Genomic DNA, 12,314 nt, shown 5'->3' with positions numbered 1-12,314 from the left:
AAAATACGAATTTTCCTGAAGTGTTGTCGTCTCTAGAATGCCCTGCCATTGGAGGGCCACCTTTCGTGCGCTTGGTATTTCTAAAGAGGCATTCATTCATGAGCTATAAATCCTTGGGTCTTGCCGCGATGCTCGTTACAGCTTCCATGGCGCTGGCAGGTTGCGAGCAAGCCGAAAAAAGCGCCCAGCAACTGATGGGGCAGGCCGCAGAAACGGCCAAGCAGGCCATCGACGATACCCACAAGGCCGCCGAACAGGCCCTCAGCGAAGCCAGCGGAGGGTTGATCAACCCTGGCAAAAAGCCGGCGGACGACGCCGAAGAACCCGAAACCTCGACCAAGACCCTTTAACCCGCACATCAGCCAGGACTGACTCATGGATTATCTTTTACAGCTTTCCGCCAGCCCCACCGCGTGGATCGCCTTGGCAACATTGGTCGTGATGGAGATCGTGCTCGGCATCGATAACCTGATCTTCATTTCGATCCTGACCAACAAGCTGCCTGTGCAGCACCGTACCAAGGCACGGCGAATCGGTATCGGCATGGCGCTGATCCTGCGCCTGGGCCTGTTGAGCACCATCGCCTTCATTGTGCAATTGACCGAACCTGTCATTGAGATCCTGGGCCAGGCGTTCTCCTGGAAAGACATGATCCTGATCGCCGGTGGCCTGTTCCTGTTGTGGAAAGCCACCACCGAAATCCATCACAGCATGGACCCGGCGCCCCATGATCCCAAGACCGCGTCGTCCGGTGTGACCCTGGGTTTTGCTGCCGCGATCGGTCAGATCCTGATGCTGGACCTGGTGTTCTCCATCGACAGCATCATCACTGCCGTGGGCATGACCGAGCATCTGCCGATCATGATCATCGCCGTCGTGGTTTCGGTGCTGGTGATGCTGCTGGCGGCTGAACCGCTCGCCAAGTTCATCAATGACAACCCGACGGTGGTCATGTTGGCCCTGGGCTTCCTGATCATGATCGGCATGACGCTGATCGCCGAAGGTTTTGGTGCCCATGTGCCTAAAGGCTACATCTACGCCGCCATGGCTTTCTCGGCCGCCATCGAAGTGTTGAACATGATGTCCCGCCGCGCCAAGCAGAGGGCGCATAAGACCTTGACCGACAACGCCTGATTCCAGGCGCATGCAAACCGCCCGGACTCAGGTCCGGGCGGCTCGTTTCCACCTCTGCGTGGGCGTGATCGCGATGTATGGGAAAGAAACGTCAGTGTGCCGCAGCGTGGCGCCGGGCGGGTCCTGCGGTTTTTTTCGGTTGGACGGACGGCGCGTGATGGTGGCGTCGAGCGATGCGAAGCACACCCCACAACATGGCGGTCGCCACACTCAGCCAGCCAAATATCAGCATCAGAATTGTCGTCGTCAGGCTCATCTGTGCCTCCTTTTATCCCGTTCCGGGACAACGCACTCAGTTCAATGGACAGTCTAGTCCATGCAGTGTTTCAGGCAGTCGATGGGTGGCGGCCAGAACGGACCGGTTCGTTCTATCCAGCCATAGGGACTGCTGTTTAAGGCTATACCCTGGCCCATGGGCGCTTTATGATCGACAGCCCCAGCCCGGCTCTAACGTCGGGTGCCTGAACAAGAGAGTCTTCATGTTGCCGCTCATTCCCTCTTTTCGATCACTGGTCCTGGCGACGGTATGCCTGGCTACCCTGGCGGGTTGCGCGAGCGATGTGTCGCCAAGGATCCGGAGCCTGCCTGAGCGGGTGGAGCTCAACAGCGTGCCGTTTTACCGAGGCGAGATGTATCAGGGCGCGCCGCAATCCCTGGCGGCGCTGTTGACGTTCCAAGGCACGGTGATCACGCCTGGGTTGCTGGAAAAACCCTTGCACCTGCCGGGCGGCGAGGCTGATTTGCAGCAGAACATGCAAACCCTGGTGCGCCAGTACGGATTCGTGGTGTATCCACTGCGTGCCCAGTTGCCTGCGTTGCTGGAACAGGTCGCCGCCGGCTACCCGGTCCTGGTGCGCTATAACGCGGGTACACCGTTCTGGCCTGAGCTACGGTATGGGATCCTGGCCGGCTACAACCGTCAGAAGCAGACGGTCCTGTTGCGATCCGGCATGAATCGCCGTGAAACGATGAGCTTCGGCGCTTTCGAATCGGACTACCAGAACGCAGGCGCCTGGGCGGTGCTGGTGCAGCGGCCGACCCAGCTTCCGGCCAATGTCGACGCCCAGCGCTGGTTGAAGGCCGCGCAGGAGTTGGCCGGGGCAGGGCAGGAACAAGCCGCTGCACGGGCCACCCAGACGCTGAATGCCGCACATTGATGGCGGCCCCGTTCGTCACTTGCCGGGCACGACCCGGCACGCCTGAGGCTCTTACCGTCAGGGTCGGGACGTTCCCGGCCATGATTTGAGGAGGCAGCGATGGCACAGTCGAAAACACCTACGGGCCCACATTCGTCAGATCATTCGTCCGGTGATGACCTGGGTTTCGACCCGGATTCGCCAGACCTCGATGATCCTCAGGTCGATCCGGTCGGCCCGGCCAAGGCGCCGCTGGACGAGGATAAGCAGGATAAGGCGCAATCCAGGGCCTACGACCCATTGGGCGATCTGAAACCCTGAACCGGCAGGTCGTGGCAAGGGTTGGCTTGCGCCGGGCTGTTTGAAGCCTCCCTCGCCACGGGTCCAGGCTGGCGTGGACAGATTACTTGGACGCTTCTACCACGCCGGTCTGGCGGCTCTTTAGGTTCTTGGCGGCCTTGTATTGAAGCGCCACCGCCGGCACGCTCGCACTTTTGCCGGTTTCCACCCAACTGCGAATCCGACTGGCGTCGGCGAAGTGCGTGTACTTGCCAAACGCATCGAGGATCACCAGCGCCATTGGCCGATTACCCATTTTCGTGACCAGCACCAGGCAATGGCCGGCTTCGTTGGTGAAGCCTGTCTTGGTCAGTTGAATATCCCAGTTGGCCTTGTGGACCAAATGGTCGGTGTTGCGAAAACCGAGGCTATAGACGGGCTTGCGGAAGGTAACGGTCTTTTCCTTGGTGGTGCTCAGTTCACTCAACAGCGGGTACTTGCGCGCGGCGATCAGCAACTTGGTCAGGTCGCGCGCGGTGGAAACGTTGTGGATCGACAGGCCCGTGGGTTCCACGTAGTGGGTGCTGGTCATGCCTAGGGCCTTCGCCTTGGCGTTCATGGCGGCGATGAACGCGGCGTAGCCGCCCGGGTAATGGTGGGCGAGGCTGGCGGCGGCGCGGTTTTCCGATGACATCAGGGCGATCAGCAGGACGTCCCGGCGCGACAGTTCGCTGTTGAGCTTGACCCGGGAAAACACCCCTTTCATTTCCGGGGTGTTGGCGATGGTGATGGAAATGTATTCGTCGAGGTTCTGTTTGGCGTCCAGCACGATCAAGCCGGTCATCAACTTGGTCACCGATGCGATGGGGACCACCACGTCCGGGTTATTCGAATAGACCACCTTGTCCGTCTGCAGGTCCAGCAGCAGCGCGCTGCCCGAGGCAACTTGCAGCTTGGTGGTGTCCCGTGGGGCCGCGATCGTTTCCTGTGCGCTGGCAGTGTGCGTGATAAAGGTGCCTGTGAAAGCGAAGAGCAGGCTGAGGATCGAAAGACGGATTTTCACGCGAGTAGACTCGATGGAGTTGAAGGTGCCGTTGAGTAACGGCTTTAAAAAAACCGTCGCATTTTAGGAGTATGGGCGACAGCAGCGCTACATGCCTGTATCGCCGAGGCTTGTGAATAAATAAAGTTTCATGGAGGGGGATTTTGGCGAAACGAATCTGAAAAATATGTAATTTGGCGGCAAAATCCGTCGCCAGAAACATCTGTGGGAGCGAGCTTGCTCGCGATAGCGATGGACCAGCCAACATCCAGTTGACTGACACACCGCTATCGCGAGCAAGCTCGCTCCCACAGGTTTTTTTAACGTGTATCAGCTGTGCAGCGTTTCTGCTGCGTACAACGTGTTTTCCAGCAGGCAGGCGCGGGTCATCGGGCCAACACCGCCGGGCACTGGCGTGATCCAGCCGGCGCGGGGCAGGGCGGTCTCGTAGACCACGTCGCCTACCAGTTTGCCGTCTTCCTGGCGGTTGATGCCCACGTCGATGACGATGGCCCCTTCCTTGATCCACTCACCCTTCACCAGGCCAGGCTTGCCGGCGGCGACCACTACCAGGTCGGCACGGCCGACGTGGCCGGGCAGGTCCTTGGTGAAGCGATGGGTCACGGTGACGGTGCAGCCGGCCAGCAGCAGTTCCATGGCCATCGGCCGGCCAACGATGTTGGAGGCGCCCACCACCACGGCGTCGAGGCCGTAGAGATCCACGCCGGTGCTTTCCAGCAACGTCATGATGCCCTTGGGGGTGCAGGGGCGCAGCAGTGGGATGCGTTGGGCCAGGCGGCCGACGTTATAAGGATGGAAGCCGTCGACGTCCTTGTCCGGACGGATGCGTTCCAGCAGCCGGGAGGCGTCGAGGTGCTCAGGCAGTGGCAACTGGAGCAGCACGCCGTCGATGTTCGGGTCTTCGTTCAAGCGGTCGATCAGATCGGCCAACGCTTGCTGAGTGGTTTCGGAAGGCAGGTCGTAGGCCTGGGAAAGGAAGCCGACCTCTTCACAGTCTTTACGCTTGTGCGAGACATAAACCTGAGAGGCAGGATCGCTGCCGACCAGGATCACCGCAAGGCCGGGCGTGCGCAGGCCTTGCTGGCGGCGCTCGGTGACTCGTTGGGCGATCTGCTGGCGCAGGCTGGCGGCGATCGATTTGCCGTCGATAAGTTGTGCAGTCATTGCGCGTGGTTAACCATCGAGAGGGGAAAAAAAGAGAACGCATTCTCGCATGCCGGGACGTGAGGGCAAAGGCGCTTGGTCTGCAAATTCCCCTAACCCCTTTAATTAAATGAATTTTTTTTAAAAAAGAGTTGACGACCTATCAGGCCGTCTATAACATTCGTCGCACTTGTCGGGCACAGCCTAGCACTGGTTAAGAAGGCGGCGCAGAGTTGGTTGTTTCAACTCGGTAAAGCTGAAAGCACTTAGTTTGTAATCGTCCAAGAATACAGATTAAAAAGGCGCCCGTAGCTCAGCTGGATAGAGCATCCGCCTTCTAAGCGGATGGTCGCAGGTTCGAGTCCTGCCGGGTGCGCCATTTAGGCAGCTTTGGCACAAGTAACGCAACAAGGCAATATGGTGGGCGTAGCTCAGTTGGTAGAGCACGGGATTGTGACTCCCGTTGTCGTGGGTTCGATCCCCATCGTCCACCCCATATTCTAGAAAGGCGCCAGATGTAATCATCTGGCGCCTTTGCTTTAAAAGCTTGATACGCGGATGTGGTGGAATTGGTAGACACACTGGATTTAGGTTCCAGCGCCGCAAGGTGTGAGAGTTCGAGTCTCTCCGTCCGCACCATACAAGTCGCTATTTAATAGCAGAAAACGGCGCAGTACCTGAAAAGGGCTGCGCCGTTTTTGTTTTCGGGGCTTCTGTGCCTGTCCGCTGGCGCCGTTTTCGGGTGGTGTGCAGGGGGAGGTTGGTCACGATTGTGTTTCGTGATGATGCGCAGGATGCCCGTTGGTCTCCTCGTGGGGCCGGGTGTCGCGTGTGTCGAGCCTGCGCTTCTATATAAAGGAAGCGTTGGTGCAGAGCCTTTGGCTGATCAGCTGTATTTGTAATTCGTGCGAGGCATCACCGTTTGCCCCGCTCCTAAATTCGGCGCCTGTTTCCTACCCGTTTTCAGTAGGGTGACTTCTTGAGTTTGACCTACTAGAATGCATGCCCTTGATTCTGGGGTCGGAAACGCCCGGCCAACGTCTGTGCAACGAGGAATATCCATGCAAGTTTCTGTTGAAAATACTTCTGCTCTTGAGCGCCGCATGAGCATCACCGTGCCGGCTGAGCGCATCGAGACTCAGGTCAACAAGCGTCTGCAGCAGACTGCCCAAAAGGCCAAAATCCCAGGTTTCCGCCCAGGCAAAGTGCCGATGAGCGTGATCCGTCAGCGTTACGAAGCTGATGCACGCCAGGAAGCCGTGGGCGACGTGATCCAGTCTTCTTTCTACGAAGCGGTGGTCGAGCAGAAGCTGAATCCGGCCGGCGCGCCGTCCGTCGAGCCTAAAGTGCTGGAAAAGGGCAAGGACCTGGAGTTCGTTGCAACGTTCGAAGTGTTCCCGGAGTTCACCGTTGCCGGTTTCGACTCCATTGCCGTCGAGCGTCTGAGCGCCGATGTGTCGGATGCCGACCTGGACAAGATGCTGGACATCCTGCGCAAGCAGAACACCCGTTTCGAAGTGGCCGATCGTGCTGCCCAGAACGAAGACCAGCTGAACATCGATTTCGTTGGCAAGGTCGACGGTGAAGTCTTCGCCGGCGGCTCCGCCAAAGCCACCCAGCTGGTGCTGGGCTCCGGTCGCATGATCCCAGGCTTCGAAGATGGCCTGGTCGGTGCGAAGGCGGGTGAAGAGCGCGTGCTGAACGTGACCTTCCCAGAGGACTACCAGAACCTGGACCTGGCCGGCAAGGCCGCCGAGTTCACCGTGACCGTCAACAGCGTTTCCGAGCCGAAGCTGCCTGAGCTGAATGAAGAGTTCTTCGCCCAGTTCGGTATCAAGGAAACCGGCCTTGACGGTTTCCGCGCCGAAGTTCGCAAGAACATGGAGCGTGAGCTGCGCCAGGCCATCAAGTCCAAGGTCAAGAACCAGGTCATGGACGGTCTGCTGGCCTCCAACCCGATCGAAGTGCCAAAGGCTCTGCTGGACAACGAAGTGAACCGTCTGCGCGTGCAGGCCGTCCAGCAGTTCGGCGGCAACATCAAGCCGGACCAACTGCCGGCCGAGCTGTTCGAAGAGCAGGCCAAGCGCCGCGTCGTGCTGGGCCTGATCGTTGCCGAAGTGGTCAAGCAGTTCGAACTCAAGCCTGACGAAACCCGCGTTCGCGAGCTGATCCAGGAAATGGCCTCGGCTTATCAGGAGCCTGAGCAAGTCGTGTCCTGGTACTACAAGAACGAGCAGCAACTGAACGAAGTCCGTTCGGTTGTGCTGGAAGAACAAGTTGTGGATACTGTTCTGCGGAAAGCTAGCGTGACCGATAAAGCGGTCTCTTACGAAGAAGCGGTCAAGCCGGTGGAAGCTCCACAAGCCGATTGATTGTTTTGCGGTAGGAAATACACACCATAAGCCAGCCTTCGTGCTGGCTTATGCGTATTCAAGACATAACTATTTGGGAGTGACTGCGAGACATGTCCCGCAATTCTTTTTATCAGCAGAGCTCTGACATCCAAGCCGCAGGCGGCCTGGTCCCGATGGTTATCGAGCAGTCCGCCCGTGGCGAACGTGCCTATGACATCTACTCGCGCCTGCTCAAGGAACGCGTCATTTTCCTGATCGGCCCCGTTGAAGACTACATGGCCAACCTGGTCGCGGCGCAACTGCTGTTCCTTGAAGCGGAAAACCCGGACAAGGATATCCATCTCTACATCAACTCGCCTGGCGGGTCGGTGACGGCGGGTATGTCGATCTACGACACCATGCAGTTCATCAAGCCGGACGTTTCCACCATCTGCATCGGCCAGGCCTGCAGCATGGGCGCGTTCCTGCTCGCCGGTGGCGCAGCGGGCAAGCGTCACTGCCTGCCGAACTCGCGCATGATGATTCACCAGCCATTGGGCGGTTTCCAGGGCCAGGCGTCGGACATCGACATCCATGCCAAGGAAATCCTCCACATCCGTTCGCGCCTGAATTCGCTGCTGGCCCATCACACCGGCCAAAGCCTCGAAACCATTGAGCGTGACACCGAGCGTGACAACTTCATGAGCGCCGAGCGTGCCGCCGAATACGGCCTGATCGACTCGGTGATCAACAAGCGTCAAATGCCTGCCTAAGCCGCTCAAAATGCAGGTGGTTGGGATGACCGGCCGCCTGCGGGCTTGAAAAAGCCCGCAATTGCCTTCATCTTGTGTTGCAAGCCTATCGGATTTGGATCGATCGAATGACTGACACCCGCAACGGCGAGGACAACGGCAAACTGCTTTATTGCTCCTTCTGTGGCAAAAGCCAGCATGAAGTACGCAAATTGATTGCCGGCCCCTCGGTCTTCATTTGCGACGAGTGCGTCGACCTGTGCAATGACATCATCCGCGAGGAGGTGCAGGAAGCCCAGGCCGAAAGCAGCGCGCATAAATTGCCTTCGCCTAAAGAAATCAGCGGCATCCTTGATCAGTATGTGATTGGTCAGGAACGTGCCAAAAAGGTACTGGCCGTAGCGGTGTACAACCACTACAAGCGCCTGAACCAGCGTGACAAGAAGAATGACGAGGTCGAACTCGGCAAGAGCAACATCCTGCTGATCGGCCCGACAGGCTCGGGTAAGACCCTGCTTGCCGAAACCCTGGCCCGCTTGCTGAACGTTCCGTTCACCATTGCTGACGCAACCACGCTGACCGAAGCGGGTTATGTTGGCGAGGATGTCGAGAACATCATTCAGAAGTTGCTGCAAAAGTGTGACTACGATGTGGAAAAGGCCCAGATGGGCATCGTCTACATCGATGAAATCGACAAGATTTCCCGCAAGTCCGACAACCCGTCCATCACCCGGGATGTTTCCGGCGAGGGCGTGCAACAGGCCTTGCTCAAGTTGATCGAAGGCACGGTCGCTTCCGTACCGCCCCAAGGTGGTCGCAAGCATCCGCAGCAGGAATTCCTGCAGGTCGACACCCGTAACATCCTGTTCATCTGCGGCGGTGCGTTCTCCGGCCTGGAAAAGGTCATCCAGAACCGTTCCACCCGCGGCGGCATCGGTTTCAACGCCGAAGTGCGCAGCAAGGAAGAGGGCAAGAAAGTCGGTGAATCCCTGCGTGAAGTCGAGCCTGACGATTTGGTCAAGTTCGGCCTGATCCCGGAATTCGTCGGTCGTCTGCCGGTCCTGGCGACGCTGGACGAGTTGGATGAAGCGGCGTTGATGCAGATTCTGACCGAGCCGAAGAATGCCCTGACCAAGCAGTACGCCAAGCTGTTCGAAATGGAAGGTGTAGACCTGGAGTTCCGTTCCGACGCGCTGAAATCGGTCGCCCGACGTGCCCTGGAACGCAAGACTGGTGCCCGTGGGTTGCGTTCGATCCTCGAGGGCGTCTTGCTCGACACGATGTATGAAATCCCCTCGCAGTCTGAGGTGAGTAAAGTCGTGATCGATGAAAGCGTCATAGAAGGCAAGTCCAAGCCACTGTATATCTACGAAAACAGTGAGCCGGCTGCCAAGGCCGCGCCGGACGCCTAAGCGTCCCGCTGCCGGAACAAAGAAGGGGCCTTCGGGCCCCTTTGCTTTTATGTGGCGAGGCGATTTATCCCCTCGCCACATAGGGTTGTGCATGACTTTTATTTCTTTTAACCGTCAGGCATCAGCCTTAGCGCTTGTTTTTTTTCAAGGGTGCCCCCATCTTGGTTTCAAGCTTACTTCCATCTGTTTCCGGCCCTAGGGCCGCCGTAGAGGCGAAATCATGAAGACAACCATCGAATTGCCTCTCCTGCCATTGCGCGATGTCGTGGTGTATCCGCACATGGTTATCCCGCTGTTCGTGGGGCGCGAGAAGTCTATCGAAGCCCTCGAGGCTGCGATGACGGGCGACAAGCAGATTCTCCTGCTGGCTCAGAGAAACCCTGCCGACGATGATCCCGGCGAAGACGCACTCTATCGCGTAGGTACGATCGCCACGGTTCTGCAACTGCTCAAGCTGCCTGATGGCACTGTCAAGGTCCTGGTCGAGGGCGAGCAGCGCGGTACGGTCGAGCGCTTCAGCGAAGTGGACGGTCACTGCCGTGCCGAAGTGTCGCTGATCGAAGAGGTCGATGCGCCGGAGCGTGAATCGGAGGTGTTTGTCCGCAGCCTGCTGTCCCAGTTCGAACAGTATGTGCAATTGGGCAAGAAGGTGCCTGCCGAGGTCCTGTCTTCGCTGAACAGCATCGACGAACCTGGACGCCTGGTCGACACGATGGCGGCCCACATGGCCCTCAAGATCGAGCAGAAGCAGGAAATCCTCGAAATCATCGACCTGTCGGCCCGTGTCGAACACGTGCTGGCATTGCTCGACGGCGAAATCGACCTGTTGCAGGTCGAGAAACGCATCCGCGGGCGCGTCAAGAAGCAAATGGAGCGCAGCCAGCGCGAGTACTACCTGAATGAGCAGATGAAGGCCATTCAGAAGGAGCTGGGCGATGGCGACGAAGGCCACAACGAAATCGAAGAGCTGAAAAAGCGCATCGATGCCGCGGGGCTGCCAAAAGATGCCCTGGCCAAGGCCCAGGCCGAGCTGAACAAGCTCAAGCAGATGTCGCCGATGTCTGCCGAAGCCACCGTGGTGCGTTCCTACATCGACTGGCTGGTCCAGGTGCCGTGGAAGGCCCAGAGCAAGGTGCGGCTGGACCTGGCGCGTGCCGAGGACATCCTCGATGCCGACCATTACGGCCTCGAAGAGGTCAAGGAACGTATCCTCGAATACCTCGCCGTGCAAAAACGCGTGAAAAAGATTCGTGGCCCGGTGCTGTGCCTGGTCGGTCCTCCCGGGGTGGGTAAGACGTCCCTGGCGGAATCGATTGCCCACGCCACCAACCGTAAATTCGTCCGCATGGCCCTCGGCGGCGTGCGCGATGAAGCGGAAATCCGCGGTCATCGCCGTACTTACATCGGTTCGATGCCAGGAAGATTGATTCAAAAGATGACGAAGGTGGGTGTACGCAACCCGCTGTTCCTTTTGGATGAAATCGACAAGATGGGCAGCGACATGCGCGGCGATCCGGCCTCTGCGTTGCTCGAAGTACTCGATCCGGAGCAGAACCATAACTTCAACGATCACTACCTGGAGGTCGACTACGACCTGTCGGACGTGATGTTCCTCTGCACCTCCAACTCCATGAATATCCCGCCAGCCTTGCTGGACCGGATGGAGGTGATTCGTCTGCCGGGCTACACCGAGGACGAGAAGATCAACATCGCCGTGAAGTACCTTTCGCCCAAGCAGATCCAGGCCAACGGCCTGAAGAAAGGCGAGCTGGAGTTCGACGAAGAGGCGATCCGCGACATCATTCGCTACTACACCCGCGAAGCCGGTGTGCGGGGCCTGGAGCGCCAGATTGCCAAGGTCTGCCGCAAGGCGGTCAAGGAGCATGCGCTGGAAAAACGCTTCGCGGTCAAGGTCACTTCCGACCTGCTGGAGCACTTCCTGGGTGTGCGCAAATTCAAGTACGGCCTGGCCGAGCAGCAGGACCAGATCGGCCAGGTGACCGGCCTGGCCTGGACTCAGGTCGGTGGCGAATTGCTGACCATCGAGGCAGCCGTGGTACCGGGCAAGGGTCAGCTGATCAAGACCGGTTCCTTGGGCGACGTGATGGTCGAGTCGATCACCGCGGCGCTGACGGTGGTGCGCAGCCGTGCCCGCAGCCTGGGCATTCCCCTGGATTTCCACGAGAAGCGCGACACCCATATCCACATGCCTGAAGGGGCGACCCCTAAGGACGGCCCGAGCGCCGGCGTGGGCATGTGCACGGCGCTGGTGTCGGCCTTGACCGGGATTCCGGTGCGCGCCGACGTGGCCATGACGGGTGAAATCACGTTGCGTGGCCAGGTACTGGCGATCGGTGGCTTGAAAGAAAAACTGCTGGCGGCACACCGTGGCGGGATCAAGATTGTGATCATTCCGGAAGAGAATGTCCGTGATCTGAAGGAAATTCCTGACAACATTAAGCAAGATCTTCAGATCAAACCGGTTAAATGGATTGACGAGGTCCTGCAAATTGCGCTGCAATACGCGCCGGAGCCCTTGCCGGATGTGGCTCCGGAGATAGTCGCGAAGGACGAAAAGCGCGAGTCTGACTCTAAGGAAAGAATTAGCACGCATTAATACGCATTTGCCTGGGGGGCTTCCTTGACAGTTTTTTAGAGCCCTTGTTATAAAGCGGCTCTTAAGTGTCTGCAGGCCATTCAGCACTCGTTTTTGCTTTCACCAAAAAAACTTAGAATCATCTCAAATAGATATAAGGGGACTTAGAGTGAACAAGTCGGAACTGATTGATGCTATCGCTGCATCCGCTGATATCCCGAAAGCTGCTGCTGGCCGTGCGCTGGACGCTGTAATCGAATCCGTCACTGGCGCTCTGAAGGCTGGCGACTCCGTTGTTCTGGTAGGTTTCGGTACTTTCTCCGTGACTGACCGTCCAGCTCGTATCGGTCGCAACCCGCAGACCGGCAAGACACTGGAAATCGCCGCTGCCAAGAAGCCAGGCTTCAAAGCCGGTAAAGCGCTGAAAGAAGCCGTTAACTAAGGTTTCGTTGAGTTTATCCGGGTC

The 12,314-nt window shown here is 58.2% G+C and carries 11 protein-coding genes and 3 tRNA genes; 12 read left to right on the top strand and 2 right to left on the bottom strand.

Translation table 11 applies throughout. From position 1 onward, the window contains the following. The first annotated feature begins 98 nt into the window (after nt 1-98). The 4 genes from V5F23_RS18360 to V5F23_RS18345 all read left to right on the top strand — a co-directional run bounded on the left by V5F23_RS18360 (nt 99) and on the right by V5F23_RS18345 (nt 2,591). A complete protein-coding gene (locus V5F23_RS18360; protein WP_042727845.1) occupies nt 99-350 on the top strand; it encodes a hypothetical protein in 252 nt (83 codons plus the stop codon). Nucleotides 351-375: 25 nt separating this feature from the next. Next, entirely contained in the window at nt 376-1,134 is a 759-nt protein-coding gene (locus V5F23_RS18355; RefSeq protein WP_338495977.1) for a TerC family protein, read from the top strand. 479 nt (nt 1,135-1,613) lie between these two features. Next, nucleotides 1,614-2,291, top strand: a complete 678-nt coding sequence (locus V5F23_RS18350) for a PA2778 family cysteine peptidase (RefSeq protein WP_338495976.1) — start codon at nt 1,614-1,616, stop codon at nt 2,289-2,291. A gap of 99 nt (nt 2,292-2,390) precedes the next feature. Further along, nucleotides 2,391-2,591: a DUF6021 family protein gene (locus tag V5F23_RS18345; protein WP_042727842.1), complete on the top strand. Its 201-nt coding sequence runs from the start codon at nt 2,391-2,393 to the stop codon at nt 2,589-2,591. Between the two features lie 82 nt (nt 2,592-2,673). On the opposite strand, the gene pbpG is transcribed toward V5F23_RS18345, so the two are convergent. After that, nucleotides 2,674-3,612: a D-alanyl-D-alanine endopeptidase gene (gene pbpG, locus V5F23_RS18340; RefSeq protein WP_123579785.1), complete on the bottom strand. Its 939-nt coding sequence runs from the start codon at nt 3,610-3,612 to the stop codon at nt 2,674-2,676. Between the two features lie 309 nt (nt 3,613-3,921). After that, nucleotides 3,922-4,776, bottom strand: coding sequence for a bifunctional methylenetetrahydrofolate dehydrogenase/methenyltetrahydrofolate cyclohydrolase FolD (gene folD / locus V5F23_RS18335; protein WP_338495975.1), 855 nt, complete (start codon nt 4,774-4,776; stop codon nt 3,922-3,924). Nucleotides 4,777-5,057: 281 nt separating this feature from the next. On the opposite strand from folD, the gene V5F23_RS18330 reads away from it, so the two are divergent. From V5F23_RS18330 to V5F23_RS18295, 8 genes are all read left to right on the top strand, one after another. Beyond that, nucleotides 5,058-5,134, top strand: a tRNA-Arg gene (locus tag V5F23_RS18330). Nucleotides 5,135-5,175: 41 nt separating this feature from the next. Beyond that, a tRNA-His gene (locus tag V5F23_RS18325) sits at nt 5,176-5,251 on the top strand. A 58-nt stretch (nt 5,252-5,309) separates the two neighbouring features. Further along, nucleotides 5,310-5,394, top strand: a tRNA-Leu gene (locus V5F23_RS18320). Nucleotides 5,395-5,816: 422 nt separating this feature from the next. Beyond that, nucleotides 5,817-7,127, top strand: a complete 1,311-nt coding sequence (gene tig / locus V5F23_RS18315; RefSeq protein WP_338495974.1) for a trigger factor — start codon at nt 5,817-5,819, stop codon at nt 7,125-7,127. A gap of 92 nt (nt 7,128-7,219) precedes the next feature. Next, nucleotides 7,220-7,861 carry an ATP-dependent Clp endopeptidase proteolytic subunit ClpP gene (clpP, locus tag V5F23_RS18310; protein ID WP_003183177.1) on the top strand — a complete coding sequence of 214 codons (642 nt, stop codon included), beginning with the start codon at nt 7,220-7,222 and terminating at the stop codon, nt 7,859-7,861. A 107-nt stretch (nt 7,862-7,968) separates the two neighbouring features. Beyond that, on the top strand, nt 7,969-9,252 hold the full coding sequence (gene clpX, locus V5F23_RS18305; RefSeq protein ID WP_042727838.1) for an ATP-dependent Clp protease ATP-binding subunit ClpX: 1,284 nt from the start codon (nt 7,969-7,971) through the stop codon (nt 9,250-9,252). A gap of 220 nt (nt 9,253-9,472) precedes the next feature. After that, the gene (lon, locus tag V5F23_RS18300) at nt 9,473-11,869 is read left to right on the top strand and encodes an endopeptidase La (RefSeq protein WP_042727837.1); all 2,397 of its coding nucleotides are present in this window, start codon (nt 9,473-9,475) and stop codon (nt 11,867-11,869) included. A gap of 148 nt (nt 11,870-12,017) precedes the next feature. Next, nucleotides 12,018-12,290 (top strand): HU family DNA-binding protein, encoded by a 273-nt coding sequence (locus V5F23_RS18295; protein ID WP_002552737.1) that lies wholly within the window; start codon nt 12,018-12,020, stop codon nt 12,288-12,290. Nucleotides 12,291-12,314 lie beyond the last annotated feature (24 nt).

Source organism: Pseudomonas sp. WP18, from assembly GCF_036689585.1.
In the GTDB taxonomy this organism is placed as follows: Bacteria; Pseudomonadota; Gammaproteobacteria; order Pseudomonadales; family Pseudomonadaceae; genus Aquipseudomonas; species Aquipseudomonas chlororaphis_E.
The sequence above is the reverse complement of the archived record's forward strand: the minus strand, read 5'-3'. Positions and strand labels throughout refer to the sequence as shown.